Source organism: Acinetobacter oleivorans DR1, from assembly GCF_000196795.1.
GTDB classification, from domain to species: domain Bacteria; phylum Pseudomonadota; class Gammaproteobacteria; order Pseudomonadales; family Moraxellaceae; genus Acinetobacter; species Acinetobacter oleivorans.
The window spans coordinates 2,575,381-2,594,718 of sequence record NC_014259.1 but is presented as its reverse complement, the minus strand read 5'-3'; the positions used below and the strand labels follow the sequence as shown (position 1 = coordinate 2,594,718).

The 19,338-nt window shown below is 39.7% G+C and carries 15 protein-coding genes and 1 pseudogene; 10 read left to right on the top strand and 6 right to left on the bottom strand.

The window, feature by feature from the left end; genetic code table 11:
• Positions 1 to 37: 37 nt before the first annotated feature.
• Positions 38 to 1,609 carry an APC family permease gene (locus AOLE_RS12095; RefSeq protein WP_013198264.1) on the bottom strand — a complete coding sequence of 524 codons (1,572 nt, stop codon included), beginning with the start codon at positions 1,607 to 1,609 and terminating at the stop codon, positions 38 to 40.
• 450 nt (positions 1,610 to 2,059) lie between these two features.
• On the opposite strand from AOLE_RS12095, the gene AOLE_RS12090 reads away from it, so the two are divergent.
• The gene (locus tag AOLE_RS12090) at positions 2,060 to 3,439 is read left to right on the top strand and encodes an L-serine ammonia-lyase (RefSeq protein WP_013198263.1); all 1,380 of its coding nucleotides are present in this window, start codon (positions 2,060 to 2,062) and stop codon (positions 3,437 to 3,439) included.
• 139 nt (positions 3,440 to 3,578) lie between these two features.
• On the opposite strand, the gene AOLE_RS12085 is transcribed toward AOLE_RS12090, so the two are convergent.
• The 3 genes from AOLE_RS12085 to folE2 all read right to left on the bottom strand — a co-directional run bounded on the left by AOLE_RS12085 (position 3,579) and on the right by folE2 (position 6,513).
• The gene (locus AOLE_RS12085) at positions 3,579 to 4,934 is read right to left on the bottom strand and encodes a dihydroorotase (protein WP_013198262.1); all 1,356 of its coding nucleotides are present in this window, start codon (positions 4,932 to 4,934) and stop codon (positions 3,579 to 3,581) included.
• Complete coding sequence (locus AOLE_RS12080) at positions 4,924 to 5,484, bottom strand: gamma carbonic anhydrase family protein (protein WP_013198261.1); 561 nt, start codon at positions 5,482 to 5,484, stop codon at positions 4,924 to 4,926. Before AOLE_RS12080 ends, AOLE_RS12085 begins: the two co-directional genes overlap by 11 nt.
• Positions 5,485 to 5,610: 126 nt before the next feature.
• The gene (folE2, locus tag AOLE_RS12075) at positions 5,611 to 6,513 is read right to left on the bottom strand and encodes a GTP cyclohydrolase FolE2 (protein ID WP_013198260.1); all 903 of its coding nucleotides are present in this window, start codon (positions 6,511 to 6,513) and stop codon (positions 5,611 to 5,613) included.
• A gap of 898 nt (positions 6,514 to 7,411) precedes the next feature.
• Here folE2 and AOLE_RS12070 point away from each other — a divergent pair.
• Positions 7,412 to 7,963 carry a TetR/AcrR family transcriptional regulator gene (locus AOLE_RS12070; protein WP_081399335.1) on the top strand — a complete coding sequence of 184 codons (552 nt, stop codon included), beginning with the start codon at positions 7,412 to 7,414 and terminating at the stop codon, positions 7,961 to 7,963.
• A gap of 86 nt (positions 7,964 to 8,049) precedes the next feature.
• Here the strand turns inward: AOLE_RS12070 and AOLE_RS12065 are convergent, their stop codons facing one another.
• A complete protein-coding gene (locus tag AOLE_RS12065; protein WP_013198258.1) occupies positions 8,050 to 8,961 on the bottom strand; it encodes a LysR family transcriptional regulator in 912 nt (303 codons plus the stop codon).
• A 98-nt stretch (positions 8,962 to 9,059) separates the two neighbouring features.
• Between AOLE_RS12065 and AOLE_RS12060 the strand changes: the two genes are divergently transcribed.
• Entirely contained in the window at positions 9,060 to 9,656 is a 597-nt protein-coding gene (locus AOLE_RS12060; RefSeq protein WP_013198257.1) for an NAD(P)H-dependent oxidoreductase, read from the top strand.
• Between the two features lie 56 nt (positions 9,657 to 9,712).
• On the opposite strand, the gene pobR is transcribed toward AOLE_RS12060, so the two are convergent.
• Entirely contained in the window at positions 9,713 to 10,528 is an 816-nt protein-coding gene (gene pobR / locus AOLE_RS12055) for an IclR family transcriptional regulator PobR (RefSeq protein ID WP_013198256.1), read from the bottom strand.
• A gap of 141 nt (positions 10,529 to 10,669) precedes the next feature.
• Between pobR and pobA the strand changes: the two genes are divergently transcribed.
• The 7 genes and pseudogenes from pobA to phnW all read left to right on the top strand — a co-directional run bounded on the left by pobA (position 10,670) and on the right by phnW (position 19,309).
• Positions 10,670 to 11,884 carry a 4-hydroxybenzoate 3-monooxygenase gene (gene pobA, locus AOLE_RS12050; protein ID WP_013198255.1) on the top strand — a complete coding sequence of 405 codons (1,215 nt, stop codon included), beginning with the start codon at positions 10,670 to 10,672 and terminating at the stop codon, positions 11,882 to 11,884.
• A gap of 175 nt (positions 11,885 to 12,059) precedes the next feature.
• Positions 12,060 to 12,782, top strand: a complete 723-nt coding sequence (locus AOLE_RS12045; protein WP_013198254.1) for a UTRA domain-containing protein — start codon at positions 12,060 to 12,062, stop codon at positions 12,780 to 12,782.
• Between the two features lie 91 nt (positions 12,783 to 12,873).
• Positions 12,874 to 13,911 (top strand): putative 2-aminoethylphosphonate ABC transporter substrate-binding protein, encoded by a 1,038-nt coding sequence (locus AOLE_RS12040; protein WP_013198253.1) that lies wholly within the window; start codon positions 12,874 to 12,876, stop codon positions 13,909 to 13,911.
• Positions 13,912 to 13,933: 22 nt separating this feature from the next.
• Positions 13,934 to 15,136 carry an ABC transporter ATP-binding protein gene (locus AOLE_RS12035; protein WP_013198252.1) on the top strand — a complete coding sequence of 401 codons (1,203 nt, stop codon included), beginning with the start codon at positions 13,934 to 13,936 and terminating at the stop codon, positions 15,134 to 15,136.
• Positions 15,130 to 16,839: pseudogene (locus tag AOLE_RS12030) on the top strand (putative 2-aminoethylphosphonate ABC transporter permease subunit). Before AOLE_RS12035 ends, AOLE_RS12030 begins: the two are co-directional and overlap by 7 nt.
• Before the next feature lie 101 nt (positions 16,840 to 16,940).
• The gene (locus AOLE_RS12025; protein ID WP_013198251.1) at positions 16,941 to 18,095 is read left to right on the top strand and encodes a TIGR03364 family FAD-dependent oxidoreductase; all 1,155 of its coding nucleotides are present in this window, start codon (positions 16,941 to 16,943) and stop codon (positions 18,093 to 18,095) included.
• A 26-nt stretch (positions 18,096 to 18,121) separates the two neighbouring features.
• Entirely contained in the window at positions 18,122 to 19,309 is a 1,188-nt protein-coding gene (gene phnW / locus AOLE_RS12020) for a 2-aminoethylphosphonate--pyruvate transaminase (protein ID WP_035331459.1), read from the top strand.
• The last annotated feature ends 29 nt before the right edge of the window (positions 19,310 to 19,338 follow it).

The following is a 19,338-nucleotide window of genomic DNA, read 5'->3' as shown; positions in this document are numbered from 1 at the left end:
GAAAACTCCAACCTATATGTGTTTAAGCAAGTGATCGCTAAGCTTCATCATCATTTTTAATGAGTGCTTTTGGTAAACCTGAATGTATTCCCCAGTAGTAACAACCAAGAGAAATCACCATAACTAAAAGTGTGTCAAACGGAGCTGCCAATAGGTGTGATGCACCATCACCAAAGCTGCCAAGGTAAGAAACAATAATCATTAAAATGTAGTAAACAAGAAGCCAAGCTGATGACTTTAATTGTTGGGCTAGGCTGACTTCTTGGGTTGGCACATAGCGTTTAAAAATGACATAGAGTGCAAACAATACGATTTGTGCGCCTAATAACCATGAAATGACATTCCAGCCAGACCAATAGACAATAAAAGAGGCAATCACGAAGGCAAGTGGGCCAAGAACGGTAAAACCTTTTACATAGAATGGACGTTCAAGCTCAGGAGCATTACGACGTAAGGCACCCACTGTGACAGGAGCTAGGGCATAACTTAAAACTAACGCTGCCGAAACTACAGAAATTAATTTATCCCAAGATGGAAACGGCATAGTCCAAAATACAGAAAGTGCAAATGTTAACCATAATGCATAACGTGGAATGCCTGATTTTGGATCTACACGAGTAAAAATACGGAAGAACGTATTACTGTTCGACCATGCATAAATGACACGTGGAGTTGCAGCCATATAGATATTGCCGCAGCCAGACGGAGAGATAATAGCGTCTGAAACAACTAAAAGCGCTAACCATCCCAAACCTAATAACATGGCAATGTCGCGGTAAGGTAATGGGAACTTGTCACTGAGTCCTGACCAACCATTTGCTAACATATCGGTAGGTACAGCACCTAAGAAAGCAACTTGAAGCACGACATAAATAATCGTTGCTAAAACGACAGATAAGATGAGTGCAAAAGGAATGGTAAATTGAGGACGCTTTACTTCACTTGCGACTGAAATAATCGGCGTTAAACCTAAGTACGCAAAAATAATACCGCCAGCAGAGACGGCACCTTGTACGCCGTGAGCACCCATTGGGGCAAACTCGGTCATTGAAAAATTTGCTGGTTTAAAGTGATAGAGAAGTGCAACCATCACTAAAACTGGAACCGCAAACTTCAATGCACTAATGAGGTTGTTGGCAATTGCAAAGGTTTTTACGCTGTAATAATTCAAAGCAAAAAATACGCATAAAAGTGCAAACTGAAACAACCATCCAATGGTAGTTGGAGATCGGATGCCATCGTGTATTTCTGTAAGTGAAGGGAACCATGCTGCTGCATATTCACGAGCAGCAACGACTTCAATTGCAATTAAACTTGAAAAGGCAATGACGGTCACAGAACCAAGTAAATATCCTTGTAAAGGACCATGTGAAAATACGGGATAACGGATAATACCGCCTGCTCGTGGTAAGGCTGCACCTAACTCACAATAAATAATTCCCAGAATTAAAACGGCAAAGCCCCCAATAATCCATGACAATATACCCGCAGGGCCGGCTTGAGAGGCCACATGACTTGCTGAAAATAACCATCCAGAACCGAAAATGGCGCCTAAGCCAATGAATGTAAGATCCATTAGAGATAACTGCTTTTTAAACTGACTTGTCATTACGTTTTCCTTAACGACAGAACTATTGTTCTTTCATATATCGTATACGATATATGGTTATTGGTAAATAGGGGAATTTTTATTCTATTTAATGGCAAAGAGTGATCTGAATATTTAGTAAGTTATTGTTTTTAAGTTTGTTTAAATAATTTAAATTCCAAATAAATAGCTTGAAAACCAAATTTTTTTTATAAAAAATTGGGAAAGGTTCGCTATTTTATTTGTTAAAAAGAACAATTCTTAAATATTTGTTGAGTAATTTACCATTTAAATTAATGGAAAATTCCATTTTTTGGAAAATATTGAGTTAGAAATTGATTGTGTTGTTTTTAGGCAATGACCCATTTATTTTCAGTGCTTTATGGATGGCTTAATGATAATTTTAGAGTTATCCGAAAGGACACAATAACGACGAACATACGAATAATAATGAATTGAAGGTAGGACCCAGTGTTTATTAGTGTATTTGATCTTTTTAAAATTGGTATCGGTCCATCTAGCTCCCATACAGTTGGACCCATGCGAGCGGCATACAGTTTTGTGGATGATTTATTAAATCAAAATGATCTACAAAACACGCTTAGAGTTCAGGTGAAGTTATACGGTTCGCTTGCAGCAACGGGTGTTGGTCATGCGACAGATAAGGCTATTCTTTTAGGATTAATGGGTTTTGACCCTGAACATATCGATACTCAAGTAAGTACAAGTTTGATTGAAGATGTTCTTGAAAATAAAACGATCCAGCTCGATCAGCAAAAGAGTATTTCTTTTGACTATAAACGTGATGTGCTTTTTTTAGATGAATCTTTGGCTTATCACCCCAATGCAATGGAATTGATTGCGTATAACGATACGGAAGAAATTTTATATAAAGAAACCTATTACTCGATTGGCGGCGGTTTTATTGTTAGTCAAAAACAATTAACACAAACCCAATCTGAAACCAGTGATGTTAAGGTTCCATATCCATTTCACAGTGCGGCTGAACTTTTAAGCTTATGTAAAACTCATCGTTTATCAATCAGTGAGTTAATGCTTGAGAATGAAAAAAGCTGGCGTAGTGAAAGTGAGATTCGCACCAAAATTATGGACATCTGGAAAGTGATGCAGCAGTGCATTCACAATGGATTAAATAATGAAGGGATATTACCGGGCGGATTAAACGTAAAACGTCGGGCTAAAAAAATTCACGATAAATTATTACATAAGAAAAATTCAAACCTGATTGTGACGACTTTTCATGCCATGGAGTGGGTCAATTTATTTGCCTTAGCGGTAAATGAAGAAAATGCTGCTGGCGGCCGAGTAGTCACAGCTCCTACAAATGGTGCAGCTGGAATCATTCCAGCGGTCTTATATTACTACGTGACTTTTTCTAAAGATTTTTCCGAAGACAAAGTGGTTCGTTTCTTTTTGAGTGCAGCAGCAGTCGGTATTTTATGTAAGCTCAATGCATCTATTTCTGGTGCAGAAGTGGGATGTCAGGGCGAAGTAGGCTCAGCTTGTGCGATGGCTTCGGCTGGTTTAGCCGAGATTTTAGGTGCATCACCTGAACAAGTGGAACATGCAGCTGAAATTGGCCTTGAACATAACTTAGGTTTAACGTGTGACCCGATTGGTGGTTTGGTTCAGGTGCCTTGCATTGAGCGAAATGCAATTGCAGCCGTAAAAGCCATTAATGCTGCGCAAATGGCACTTCATGATGAAGGTGAGCATTTTGTGACGCTCGATAAAGTCATTCAGACCATGAAAGAAACAGGCAGAGATATGTCTGAGAAATATAAAGAAACTTCAAAAGGTGGCCTCGCTGTTAATGCAATTGAGTGCTAAATAATCAGATGGGGCGAGGTGCCCCTTATTGCTTATTGGATGTTCAAGGGCTGCATCGAAATTTTGATGAAGCCCGTTTTTTGTCGACTAAATGTGGAAGACGAAAACATGAATGCGTTAGGCGGCGTGTGGGCTAGTGTTATCTGTCTATGTCTAATGCCTTGCCTCGACAGCTTAAAAATAACTGATTTTGATGCCAAGCCAATTGCCCTGAAACAATAGTTGTATCGACTTCATAACGGAAGGTTTTATTTTGAAATGGCGTCCAGTTACATCGCATATAGTTTTTTTGATCTTTAACTGCAATAGCCTCTTTATTTTCTTTAAGTAGAACTAAATCTGCCCAATAACCTTCACGGATATATCCACGGTTTTTGAGTTTAAATAAATCAGCGACTTGGTGTGATGTTTTCTTAACCATTGTTTCTATACTTATTTTTTTATCTGCCACAAGTTCCATGAGTGCTGGAACAGCATGTTGAACCAAAGGCAGGCCAGCGGGTGCTTTTAAATAAGATTGTTGTTTTTCGTCCCATGTATGCGGTGCGTGATCTGTACCAATAATATCTAAGCGATTGGACTGAGCAATCGCAGTGATGAGTGCATCTTTGTCTTGTTGAGTTTTAATGGCTGGATTACATTTTATTAAATGGCTAAGCGCAGCATAGTCTGATTCATCAAAACTAAGATGGTGAATACATACTTCAGCAGAAATATGCTTTAGATTTAAAGGTAAATCTTTAAACAAACACAATTCTTTGGCTGTACTTATATGTAAAACATGCAGTTGGGTCCCATATTTTTCCGCTAAAGACACCGCTAAACGTGAACTCTCAAAGCATGCTTGTTTATCCCGAATTTTAGGGTGCATATGTGCTGGAATATATTCACCATATTTCCCGAAATGTAAATTTTCTCTTTCTTTAATGCGAGGGGGATATTCGCAATGCGTTAAAAGAATAGTCGGGACATTAGCAAACAATCGTTCAAGAATTTGTGGGTCATCAACTAACATATTGCCAGTAGAGGCTCCCATAAAAACTTTTACGCCGCTGATGAGCTTGGGGTTAAGCTGCTCAATAATATCTAGATTTTGGGAGCTTACTCCAAAATGAAAGGCATAATTTGCCATGCTATATTGGGCAGCAATTTGTCTTTTTTGCATTAAGGCATCTAAAGATATTGTTGGGGGATTGGTGTTTGGCATATCCATATAACTGGTAATTCCGCCAATGACTGCTGCCATAGATTCCGAAGCAATACTGCCTTTATGTGGTGAGCCTGGATCTCTAAAATGAACTTGATCATCGATCATTCCTGGAATCAGCCAGTTCCCGTTCGCATGAATGGTTTTAGCATTAACAACATGAGAAATTGATGGAGCAATTTTTTCGATTCGTCCATCTTGAATAAGTACATCTACAAATTCCTGTTTTCCCTCATTCACTAAATTGGCATCTCGGATAATGATTTTAGAATAGGGTTTAAAACTCATTTTGTAATGCCTTATAGCCTTTGACCAATTCAATATTTGTTGAGACAACACTCTCTGAAAACTCACTAATAGAGATATCAACCGGAGGGTATTGGTCTAAGTCGGTTTTAGAGTTGATGTAGCTCATTGCAGGGACATAAAAATGGTTCGGTAAATCACGTCCATCGACGACTGCGTTATGACGAATAGCGCTGTGATGACCGACCTTAGAGTTAAATATAACGCTGTTGAAACCGACAAAAACATGATGACCAATTTCACAAGGCCCATGAATAATTGAACGATGAGCAATTGATGTATTTTCACCAATTACAACTGATGCACCAGCTTTGGAGTGAATCACAACACCATCTTGAATGTTGGAATTTGCACCAATAATGATAGGTTCCATCTCTCCATTTTCGTCGGTTTCATCTGCACGAATCACCGCATAAGGGCCAATAAACACATTGGCATGAACAATGACTTTGCCGCAAATAATAGCGGTTTGATCGACATAGGCTGATTGATCAATAACAGGGAGATGGCCAGATGGATTTTTACGTAGCATTGGATTACCGTTTAAATCTGTTTATTTAAGTTGGGATGTTGAGGGTAGTAAGTTGAAACTATTTGATTTGTGACAAACAAAAGTCATTTTTATAAAAATCCTGATCAGTTTCAGATATATAATGTCCTACCACTGCCATGTCCCTTGGGCCACAGCATCATGTGCATGCAAACTTTCTGCATGAGTCACTTTAAATTTGAAACCATGAATATTTTTGTGATGTATAAATGAACCATAAAGGCGTCTTAATGCATCTTCGCAGAACATTAGATTTTGACCGTTGGCAACCGCAAATGCCTGTTCATCAATACGTTTCACGGCAGTTTGCACAGGAGTCATTAATGCCAGTTCAGCTTGGTTTATAAATTCGATGAGTGGAATATCTTGAAGGTTTTGATCTAATTTAAATTGAAGGAGGGCAAAACTTCTTTGGCTATGGGGCGTTGCTGCAATTGCATCTGTGGTATTTAACCAGTTCATAATGTCTTGTTGGTCAAGTCGAATTGCTTGATTTTGTAAGGCCGACTCAAACCGTTGTTGAATAATATTTCTTGAAAGTGCCGCAGAGCATGGGCAGGTTGAAGAATAGGGGATCTCGACTTTTAATTCCGCCTCAAATTGATCATTAGAAAGTTGGCCTGACAAAACAAAAGGATAGCTTTTCCACCCTGAAAGCTTGCTGACTAAGGCTGGTCGCTCGATATAAAGTTTACTGTGAATTTCAATTTTGGCATGCTGCGATAAATTTTGATGGCTGTCTAAGAAGTCCTCTAAAACTAATTTTAAATCAGGCATATTTATATTTTCGAGTGATGTTAACTCTAAAAGTCGTGTGTATAGACGCGACATATGAATGCCTTTTGCTAAAGGATCATCCAGACTGACATAAGCATTTATGTGGCTTGGGCATAAGGTATTTTCAATTCGAACGGGTAAAGCAATGTTTTCCATGCCGACCCAATCAAGGCGGTGGCTATAAGCATTTGGTAAAGTTGGCTCGGCAGATATATCTGGGAGAACAAGGTTCATTTATTAGCGGCTTATATTGTGATATTAATGTAATGTTATAACATAACATTAATAAGTGGCAAGTTTGCTATAGGCCTTAATGGAGTTAAATAACATTGAATAAGTAAACATAGATATATAAGCTCCTTGTCTCTTTCCGTAATGGTAGGACGGGAGAGGGACACCCTCGGGTGTGCTGGAGTCGAAACCAGTCCGCGACCCCTCTTTCGTTTTGCCACCATAAATCTTATGTTTTGGCAGAACTTCTAATAAAAAAGAAGCTAACGGTCATTTATTAAAGCCTAAGCTCAAATATTTACTTTAATTTTCAATCCCAATTTAACAATAAATTTTAATTATTTAGCCTTAGTTTTTTAATGATCTAATTTAAAACAAATGTCATTTTGCGTGCTTGACTGTAATAGGACAGAGCACTATCCTTTGCCTGCTGGCCACATTGCCAGCCGGCTTTGACAGGCTGAATGAAAGATCGCATCAGAGTTATTCCGTCTGAGGGATACTCTTATGTGTAAACTCCTAGTCTCCTCCCGTAGCGGTAGGACGGGAGAGGGACACCTTCGGGTGTGCTGGTTATATCTTTCACCAGTCTGTCAACCCTCTTTCGTTCTGCCACCATAATTTCTATTCATGTCGGCAGAACTCCAAATAAAAAGGAGTTGGCTTTGCACATCCATTATTTCTTGGCAGCCTTTGCCAAAAGCTATAACGACACAGCTTAAAAAACTAAAGCAGCTTGATTGCCCTAAGGCTTTCAGGCTTAAAGTCATTTTTAATTAAAACTTAGCAACAACAAAACTTGAGATGTGCTACGCACAGTCTTTACGGCTTTGCTATGCCTTTTTTTCTCCCAAAAAAAGTATCTCATTTAGAAACAACAAGAATTTATAACGGTAAAACCATGCCAAATTTAGTTCTCCCTGCACGTGCCATGCAAGTCGTAAATGAGTCGATTCATTTATTTCACCATTTTGGGTTTCATACTGTTGGGGTCGATAGAATCGTAAAAGAGTCAAAAATCCCAAAAGCAACTTTTTATAACTACTTTCACTCGAAAGAGCGTTTTATTGAAATGTGTTTGACTGTGCAGAAAGAACGATTAAAAGAAAAAGTGGTTTCAATTGCTGAGTACCACCAAGGCTTAAGCGTGAACGAGAAACTTAAGAAACTCTATTTCTTACACACCGATGTAGACGGGATGTACTATCTATTATTTAAAGCCATTTTTGAAACTAAACTGACCTATTCAAAAGCCTATCAAATCGCGGTGAGGTATCGAACATGGCTCATCAATGAAATCTATAGCCAGCTTATAAAACTAAAAACCGATGCGACTTTTCAGGATGCAAAACTATTTTTATATATGATTGAAGGCACAATCATTCAGCTTTTAAGCTCAGATGGGGCAGTCGATCGGGAAAAGGTGCTGGATTGTTTTCTAAATTCTAAATAGAAGGTCAAAGCGTTTGAATATAAGCAATAAACTTTGGCTTCGTGTATTAAAAAAGTCTTGCTGAAATGGACAGGGCCTTATTTACTTTAAACTTGTTTGTTTAGTTCAGCGGGTAAATGCTGCGCCAAATAATCAATTGCAAGACGGGTTTTCAGTGGCATAAAAGGCAGCGTAGGCCATACCAAATGAATCGGAAAAGCAATGCTCGACATGGTTTCTAACACCTGTACTAGCTTACCATCCTGTAATTCATTTTGAATAAGCCAGTCGGGCAGCCAAGCGATACCAGCTCCAGCAAGTGCTGCATTTTTAATGGCTTGCAAGTCATTTAAAAGAAGTTTTGTTTTGGGTTTAAAAAATAAAGGCTCGCTATTTTCCTGTTGAAGTTGCCATTTTTTTATTTGACCAAAATGCGGATCGGCAATTGTGACGTGGTGGTCTAAGTCCTCAATATTTTCCAAAAGACCTGCTTCATTTAAATAGTCAGGTGAGGCACAAAGTAGCATTCGATGCTCACCAATCGGTTTGGCAACCAACTGAGTGGTGTCAGGTAACGTTCCGATTCGGATGCATAAATCAAAACCTTCTTCGACCAAGTCTACAGTTCGATCATTAAATGAAATTTCTAGCTGTAAGTCCGCATGCTGTTGAGCAAATTTAACCATGAGTGGGGCTGCAAAGAGTTGCCCGAACAGCACTGGCACAGACATTCGTAAACGACCTGTTGCGTTAATTTTCCCTTGGTCTAATAAAGCCGCTGCATTTTGTATTTCACTCAACGCTCGGCGGCTATGTTCATAAAACAAGGTACCTTCATCAGTCATGCTGAGTGTTCGCGTTGTTCTTTTAAATAAAGCAACGCCAAGCTGATCTTCAAGCCGAGCAATATTTTTACTAATGGCTGAGCGAGTTAAATGCAATTGCTCGGCAGCTTTTACAAAACTTCCAGCTTCAACCACAGTCACAAATATAGAAATTGCACTTAGCTCATGTTGCATGATTGTTGCCTAAAAGGAACCAATATAAAGAAATAATATCACCACTGTTGAATTTATTGTGGAGTTAATATGGTTTCATCGAAAACGTGGAGATGGTCATGGCTAAAATATTGGTATTAAAATCCAGCATTATGGGTGAGGGTTCACAGACCAATAGCCTGATTGATGTAATGCTTGAGCACCGTAAAGGCCAAGGTTTGCAAGATGACATCACCATACGCAATTTAGCGGAAATGAATCTGCCTGTATTAGATTTGGAAATTTTCCAAGCGCTGCGTGGGGCTGAAAATAACAATCAAGACATTAAACAGATTGTTGCTTTGTCTGATGAATTGATTGCTGAATTAAAAAGTGCTGATTTGTTGGTGATTGGTGCACCGATGTACAACTTAAATGTACCGACTCAACTCAAAAACTGGTTTGATTTAGTGGCACGAGCAAGACAAACATTCCGCTACACCGAAACTTACCCTCAAGGTTTGGTTGAAGGGGTAAAAGCAGTGGTGGTAAGTAGTCGAGGTGGTATTCATGTCGGCCAAGAAACTGAGGCAGTCACGCCTTATCTCAAAGCGGTGTTAGGGTTAATGGGCATTCATGACGTCGATTTTATCTATGCAGAAGGCTTAGACATGCAAGCCTATCGCAGCAATGCATTGGATCTGGCAAGCCAGCAAGTCAAAGAATTCGCTATTTAAAATTATGGGTTGAAACTCTTGTTCCTCTAATTGATAACAAGAGTTTCTAAATCTATTTAAATCACATTTCTAAGTTCATTTGCCGTGTTGCGCAGCAATGGCAAAATTTGCTGAACCAAATAATCTTCTTGTACACGGTTGGTTTGAGACATACAGTTAAGCGCTGCTATGGCTTGACCTTGTGCATTAAATACCGGCACTGCAATCGCAATTACGCCAAGCTCATGTTCTTCTTTGGAAAGACAATAATCTGATAACGAAATGCCCTTAAGCACTTCAAAAAACTTGGACTCATCTACAATGGTAAACGGGGTTAAGCGTTTTAAACCATAAGTTTTGACCCATGCATGCTGAGCTTCTTCTGGCAGTGCTGCCAGCAATACTTTACCTGTAGATGTGGCATGGGCAGGGAGTCGGTTTCCTAAATGCATACCATAAGGACTAACGCGCAAATTATCTTGCTGCGGTAAATAACTACGGGCAATCGGTACCACTTCATTATCGTCTAACACCACAATTGAAAACGTCAGAGATGTTTGCGCGCACAAAAGATTTAGAAATGATTGAGCAACTTTAGGCAGGTGTGCCGAACTTAAATAAGAACTTGAAAAGCGCAGCACACGATGAGTGAGCCAAAAGTAATGTTCATCGGTTTCTAAATAGCCTAAGTATTTTAAAGTTTTCAAATATCGTCTTGCCGCGGTACGACTAATGCCAGTTCGCTCGGCCACTTGAGTCACATTGAGCCGTTGCCGATCTGTTCCAAAAGCTTCCAGTAAAGCCAAGCCTTTTGCTAACCCTGCAATGTAGTCTTCTTGACGAATTTTCTCATGCGAGTTTGGGTGCTCTAAAAAAGCATCGAGAGAAGGCATCCTTTCATTCCTGTTATTTTGGTTGTTTTTGTCCGCTATTCGGACAAACTAGATGATAAACGGTTATTTTCGTCTTGGATACATAGTGCACAAAACTTAAAGCCAGTAATTTAAAAGTCAGGATGAAACAAGGATGAAGTTATGGATATTTTAAAGACACAGGTTGCAATTATTGGTTCTGGACCAGCAGGGTTATTGCTTGGGCAACTTCTATATAAAGCTGGCATCGACCATATTATTGTTGAGCAACGTAGTGCTGAATATGTGGCTTCACGGATTCGTGCAGGAATTTTAGAGCAAGTTTCGGTCGACTTACTGAAACAAGCAGGCGTTGACCAAAACCTAAAAGACAAAGGATTACCGCATTCGGGCATCGAAATCTTAACCAATGGTGAATTGCATCGCGTTGATTTAGCCGCACTCACGGGTGGTAAACAAGTGACCGTATATGGTCAGACCGAAGTGACTAAAGATTTAATGACTGCGCGTGAAGCGGAGCAGCTCACTTCATTTTATGAAGCTCAAAATGTACAAGTGAAAGATTTTTACACTGCACCAAAAGTTGAGTTTGAGCACCAAGGTAAAGCTTTTCAAATTCAGTGTGATTTTATAGCAGGGTGTGATGGCTACCACGGTGTCTGCCGTGCCAGCGTGCCAGAAGATAAAATTAAGACCTTTGAAAAAGTTTATCCGTTTGGCTGGTTAGGGGTGTTGGCAGACGTTCCACCTGTAGCCGATGAACTCATTTACGTACAGTCAGAACGTGGATTTGCTTTATGCAGTATGCGTTCTGAAACGCGTAGCCGTTATTATTTACAAGTCCCTTTAACCGATCACGTAGAAGACTGGTCAGATGAAAAGTTCTGGGATGAGTTAAAACTCCGCCTAGATCCTGAAAGCCGTGAAAAGCTAGTAACTGGGGCCTCTATTGAAAAAAGTATTGCGCCGTTACGAAGCTTTGTGACCGAACCAATGCGCTTTGGAAAATTATTTTTAGCAGGTGATGCTGCGCATATTGTGCCACCGACAGGAGCAAAAGGCCTAAACCTCGCTGCTTCTGATATTGCTTACTTATCAAGTGCGCTTGTTGAATATTATGTCGAAGGTTCAGAACAAGGGATTGATGAATATTCAGAGAAATGCCTACAACGTGTATGGAAAGCAGAGCGTTTTTCTTGGTGGATGACTCATTTATTGCATCGCTTTGAAACTGAAAGTGAGTTTGATCACAAGATTAAACAGGCCGAGTTAAGTTATGTACTGGGTTCAATTGCGGGTAAAACTACATTGGCCGAAAACTATGTAGGTTTGCCTTATGAGATTAAGCAAATTGATAGTTTTAAGCACGCAAGTTAAAGGTTAGATAAAAATAAAAAGGGCATGAAAATGCTCTTTTTTTATATAAAAAACTCAGAGGAAAGAAATAGACTAAGAGATTGTTTTGCTTAAAAGATCAGCATTAATAAAAGCTTTTGTCACATTTTTTCAGTATATTGCTATTAATTTCTTTATTTATAAATTCTAAGTTTGTATGGAACAGGACCAAGCACGCATACCTAAATATATTCCTATCCGCGATGCAATTGCCCATGATATTGAATCTGGTGTATTAGAAGCCCACGCAAAACTCCCATCAGAAAGAGTGCTGTCTGAACAGTTCCAAACCACTCGTGTGGCTGCACGTGAAGCTTTACTGGCTTTGGAAACTGATGGCTTGATTTATCGCTTGGACCGCCGTGGTTGGTATGTTCGTTCTCCTCGTATTATTTATCATCCGCAATCGACAAAAAACTTTAATCAATTTGTGATTGAACAAGGCTATGAACCTTCGACCGAAGTAATTTCGAGTGAGCTAACGACGGCTACTTCTTGGGATGCCAAGCATTTAAAAGTTGAAAAAGGGCACCCGATTTATTCAGTTTGGCGACGTCGTTGTATTAATGGTCGACCTGTTTTGGTTGAGCATTTACGTGTGAATGCTGAGCTTTTTCCCGAGTTTTTAACTCATGATCTCAAGCAATCCATTACTTTACTCATGGCAAATCAATATACCTGCCATATCACCCGAGCTGACATTAACCTCTATCCAACCGCTTTATCTGACCAACAGGCGAAAGCATTGCATGTAAATACGGGCGCACTCGGTTTATATATTTGTCGTAGCAACAGAAATGAGCAGGGTGTAATCACCGATGTTGACCAAGAATATTGGCTACACGATGTTTTAGATTTGCACTTCGAAGCTCGAGCATAAAAATACAATCTGGTTTAAACCAGATTAATCAAACTGTCATATAAAGCTGTTGAAATACAATCATCAAATAATTGCATTCGATGGTTTGCAGATGAAACAGTATGTTCAACAGACAATTAAACTCGGCACTGCATCAGTTTTAGGTGTGGTGGTCGCTATTCAAATGGGATGTTCATCGGCAACATCAAAAAACTCAGAAGAAATTACAGTCTATACGGCAGTGGAAGCCGACCAGCTTAAACAGTACCAAGAAGAACTACATAAAGCTTACCCAGAACTCAAAGTAAAATGGGTACGTGATTCAACAGGTGTGATCACCGCTAAACTTTTGGCAGAGCAGAAAAACCCACAAGCAGATGTAGTTTTTGGTGTGGCTTTAACCAGTTTGCTGGTCATGGAAAAGAAGGATATGCTCGAGCCTTTTAAACCTGAAGGCATCCAAAATTTAAAACCAGAATTTGTCAGCCAAAAAACTGTACCGACTTGGACGGGTATGGATGCATGGGAATCTGCAATTTGTGTCAATAAAGTCGAATTAGAAAAACGTAAATTACCGATTCCAAGAACTTGGAAAGATTTAACCAACCCCATTTATAAAAACATGATTGTGATGCCAAACCCAGCTTCAAGTGGCACAGGGTATTTGGATGTGACAGCTTGGATGCAAATTTGGGGTGAAAAGCAGGCGTGGGAATATATGCAGGCTTTAAATAAAAACATTTCGCAATATCCTCACTCTGGTTCAAAACCTTGCAAAATGGCGGCACAAGGTGAAATCCCAATTGGAATTTCTTTCGGTTATCCGGCATTTAAATTAAAAGCAGAGGGTGCACCTTTGGAAGTGGTTTATCCAACTGAAGGTTTAGGCTGGGAAATGGAAGCATCAGCAATTGTGAAAGGAACCAAGAAATTAAGTAGCGCACAGAAATTTATCAATTGGTCGGTAAGCAAGGCCGCAAATGAAGCTTATGCACACAACTTTTCAATGGTGGCTTATAAAGGCATTGAAAATACCACCATGGACTTCCCAAAAAATCTTCCTCAAATGCTGGTAAAAAATGATTTTTATTGGGCGGCCGAGCAGCGTGAACGTATTTTGGCTGAATGGTCAAAGCGTTTTGAAAAGTGATCTTTTGGATAAGAGCCTCATTATGCAAATTCCTTCTTCATTGCAATCATCGCTGCTTGGGCAAAACCAAAAGGCCGAGTTGGCGGGACATTTATTGTCGACCTTAACGACCTATAAATATCCTGAACATGGCCCTTCGGTTTTAGAAGTGGTGGATATTCAAAAAAAATTCCAACACTTTCAGGCTCTAACGCATATTAATTTAGACCTTAAAGCTGGCGAGTTCGTGAGCTTTTTGGGGCCTTCAGGGTGCGGTAAAACCACATTGCTACGCATAATTGCGGGTCTAGAAAAACCTGATTATGGAAAAGTCATAAAAAAAGGCACAGACATTACGGTGTTGAGTGCTGAAAAACGTCACTGTGGCATTGTGTTTCAGAACTATGCGTTATTTCCAAACTTAAATGTTGAAGAAAATATTGCTTTCGGCTTAGACAAAAAGAAATGGGATAAGGCACAGCGTAGTCAAAGGGTTCAACAGTTATTAGAACTGATTGAATTACCCGATATTGCTAAAAAATATCCAAATCAATTGTCAGGCGGGCAGCAGCAACGTGTTGCGCTTGCTCGAGCAATTGCACCGAATCCTGATATTTTACTGCTTGATGAACCACTTTCTGCACTCGATGCTCAGGTACGTCTTAACTTAAGACAAAAGATTCGCTCAATTCAATCACAGCTTAATTTACCAACTATTATGGTCACACACGATCAAGAAGAAGCATTAAGCATTTCTGACCGTGTTGTGGTGATGAATCATGGCGTTATTGAACAAATTGATACGCCGCACAATATTTACTACAAGCCACAAACCCAATTCGTTGCAAAGTTTATTGGCACCATGAACTTTTTGACTGCCACTTGTTCGGTAGTTAATCAGCTCGAGGTTTTAGGTTTTATTCCTTTAAAATTGGAACAGCAGAAACTTAAAGCTGGGCAAAACTACAGTATTGGTTTTAGACCCGAAGCTGTCGAGTTGGTTGATGATTTGGGTAGTGATAAAGAGTCGTTGTATTTGCCAGTTAAAGTATTAAGCACGGAATTTTTAGGCGCAAAACGTCGTTTGTTTTGCACTATTCATATCGATGGAATTGAACAGGCAAAACACCTTTTGCAAATTGAGATTGAAAATATCAAGTTCAAATCCTTGCAAGAACTCATGTTTATAAAAGTACCTAATCAGCTCATCCATGTCTTTGACGAACAAGGGTACGCACTATGTTAAATGAAGCTGCTTCAGCGGTTTTAAAAACACAGCCGCGTCGAAAAACTGAATATTCATTAAGATCAAATATTGCTTTGGCTAGCGTTGCAATTGTTTTGACTTTAGCGATTATTGCTCCTTTAATGATGCTGTTTGAAACTGCATTTTTTGATGAAAATCAGACGTTTGTTAGTCTTGAAAACTTCTATAATTATTTTGCAAGTCCAGCTTTACTCAGCTCTGTATTTAACTCGGTGTGGGTCGCTTGTGCTGCTACTGTCATTACAGTATTTCTTGCCAGTATTTATGCTTTTGCACTCACCAATGTGAATATGAAAGGCAAAGGCTTCTTTAAAGTGGTCGCTTTTTTACCGATTTTAGCGCCATCACTTTTGCCTTCTTTGGCATTGGTTTATTTGTTTGGTAAGCAAGGTGTGTTTAAACCTTTACTGGGCGATATACAAATTTATGGCCCAATTGGTATTTTAATCAGTTATTGCTTTTGGCTATTTCCAGCAATTTGAATGTTGATGATGGTGTCTTTTCGCAGTGTCGATCAGCGTTTAATTGAGGTATCTTTGTCGCTGGGTAAAAATATCTGGAAAACCCATTACCATGTCACACTACCTGCAATTCGTTATGGACTCATCAGTGCAAGTTTAGTGGCTTTTATTTATGTGTTGACCGATTTTGGTATTCCAAAAGTCATTGGCGGTTCATTTAACATGATGGCGCTTGATGTCTATAAACAGATTATTGGTCAGCAAAACATGAGCATGGGTGCGGTCATTTCCATCTTGTTATTGCTACCCGCAGTTTTTGTGTTCATTTTCGATCGTATACAAAGCAAGCGCCATGCACGTTTTCAAGCTTTTCAGGCTAAACCTTATGTCTCTGCACCGAATAAAAAACTTGAAGTCGTTCTGAGCCTATTTTGTGGCTTGGTTTCAGGTTCGATTTTACTGATTATTTTTACGGCTGTGCTGGCTTCATTTATCCAGTCTTGGCCATACGATCTATCTTTGACCTTAGCACATTACAGTTTTGAATATGTCGATGGCGGCGGTTGGGCTGCGTACTTTAACTCAGTTCGTATGGCCTTTTTTAGTACGGTTGTGGGCACGGCACTTATTTTTATGGTGGCACTGTTAACTGAACGTTTTAAGGCACATCCTCTCATTAAAAATTATGTGCAAGCTTTGGTTTTATTACCCCTTGCAGTGCCAGGGCTGGTCTTGGGTATAGCTTATATTTTGTTTTTTAACCATCAAAGTAATCCGTTAAATGTGCTGTATGGAACCATGACCATTTTGGTGATTTCAACCATTGTGCATTATTACACCGTGCCACACCTCACTTTAACCAATGCCATTAAACAGATTCCACTACAACTCGATCAGGCAGCACAAACACTAGGAACATCAAAGTGGAAAACTTTTTGGAAAGTGTATTTGCCCATGTGTTTTCCAGCGCTATGCGATGTGTCGGTCTATGTTTTTGTGAATGCCATGACCACTGTGTCGGCTGCCATTTTCCTCTATTCACCAGACACAAGTTTAGCTGCGGTGGCTGTTTTGAATATGGATGATGCGGGAGACACGGTTGCTGCTGTTGCCATGAGTATTTTGATTTTGACCACTTCATGTGTTGTAAAACTCATTCATTGGTTATTTACCCGAAAAATTATGGCAAGAAGTCAGCAATGGCGTGAAAGTTCTCATTAAGTTTTAGCTAAACACAATTTTTATTTAACCGACTGAAACGAAATGCTTTGTTCAACAAGGCAAGGGTTTGTTCATCCTAAATTTCGCAAATTGGAAGTCTTATGAATAACACACAGTTTGATTTAATTGTTGTCGGTGCCGGTATTTTAGGTTTGTCTGCTGCCATACAGGCACAAGAGCAAGGCTTAAAAGTTTGTATATTCGAGAAAAATGCCAAGCCTGTAGGCGCAACTCGTCGTAATTTTGGCATGGTCGGAACATCGACATTAACCCATCCAGAGCAACAGTGGCGAAAGTACGCGCTTGAAACGCGTTCTTTTTACCAACGTATTCAAGCTGAAACTGATATTTCATTTGCTCAAAGGCAAGGTATCTATCTCGCCAATACAGCACTTGAATGGCAGGTTTTAAATGAGTTTGCCGAGCATGTAAATAATTATCAAATACCTGTGCATTTACGAAGTCATGATGAGCTGGTCACCCAATTTTCCTATTTGAACCCCGAGCAGCAGTTTCAAGGCGGTTTGGTTTTCGAAGAAGACTATTCGGTCGAACCGCATGTGATTGGGCAGAGACTATTGGCATATGCCGAAAGAAAAGGTGTAGAAATTTATACCAATGCTTGTGTTGTTCAAACTCAATATCAGCATGGAAGCTGTCACGTTCGTTTGGCAAGTGGAGTGACTTATCAGGCAAATAAAGTTTTGATCTGTCACGGTGAAATCATCGATGTTTTATATCCAGATCTCTTACAAAGCTTGAACCTGAAACGTTGTGGCTTACAAATGGCACTGACTCAACCATTTCAACAAAAATTAAATGCTTCTCTTTATTCAGGCTTATCTATCTCACGTTATCCAGCTTTTGAAATTTGCCCAAGTCATGCTGAGTTGGTTAAAGCGTCACAGCAGGGTTTCATTCAAGAATTCGGCATTCATATTCTGATTAAACAAAATGAATTTGGTGAACTGATCGTAGGTGATAGCCACGAATATCATTCGATTAATGAAGCGCCTCAGTTTGAGCAGCGTGAAGAGATTAATGAGTTTATTCAAACGTACTGCCACGAAAAATTAGGGCTGACTTTACCGCCAATTCAAAAACGTTGGAATGGTTATTACCTGACCCATGAACATGAGTTGGCCTGTATCACTGAAGCTGAAAAAAACATCTTTCTGGTGAGTGCAATTGCCGGTAAAGGCATGACTACGGGGGCCGGATTTATGAAAGAAGTTTTAACACAAAATATTTATTAGTTTGTAATCTGGTTTAAACCAGATTGATGTATATTGAAATTAACGCGAACAAGATGAGCAACATTATGAACATGCAACCACAACTCGATATGGACTTAGAGAACAAATATTTGCTTCTAACGCCAGGTCCGTTATCAACATCGGCGACAGTACGCCGTGCGATGCAAAAAGATTGGTGTACTTGGGACCAAGAATACAACTCGCTGGTACAAGATATTCGCTCTCGTCTAGTCAACTTAGCAACCAGCCAACCTGAAAAATATACGGCTGTATTAATGCAAGGCAGTGGTAGTTTTGCCGTGGAGTCCGTACTTGGGTCAGCTATTCCGCGTGATGGCAAAATCTTGATCATTAATAACGGCGCATACGGTGCACGCATGGTGCAAATGGCGCGTTGCTTAAATATTGAAGTTGTAGAACTGAACTATTTAGAAACCCAGTCACCAGATTTACAAGAAATTGAGAGTGTTTTACAAGACCAAAACATTAGCCATGTTGCTTGTGTGCACTGTGAAACCACCACAGGAATTTTAAACCCGATTCAAGACATTGGCCGTTTAGTTAAAGCAGCAGGAAAAATCTGGATTGTAGATGCTATGAGTTCATTTGGTGGTGTGCCCATGGATATGGCTGAGCTGGAAATTGATTTCCTGATTTCAAGTGCAAATAAATGTATTCAAGGTGTTCCGGGCTTTGGTTTCATTTTGGCGAAACGGGATTGCCTAGACGCATGTAAAGGTTTGGCACGTTCGGTTAGCCTCGATTTGTATGATCAGTGGCATACGATGGAGCAGCATAACGGCAAATGGCGTTTTACCTCGCCAACCCATGTGGTACGTGCATTTTATCAAGCATTGCTTGAGCTTGAGACAGAGGGCGGAGTAGCTGCACGTTATCAACGTTATTTACAAAACCAGCAAACCTTATCTAAAGGTATGCAACAACTGGGCTTCGAATTGGTACTCGGTGAAGAGTGCCCACAATCACCCATCATTACCACTTTTCTTTACCCAACAGCCAAATCATTTAGCTTTCAGTCCTTCTACGAAACCCTGAAAAAATCAGGCTATGTGATCTATCCGGGCAAAGTCACCGATCTAAACTGCTTCCGTATTGGCAATATTGGCGAAGTTTATATTCATGACATTGAAGGGCTTCTTGCTGCGATTGCGAACTACTGTGAAAACCACCTAAACCAAGCTGTAACAGCATAATTTTTATTAAAACATTTGAATTAAAGGGA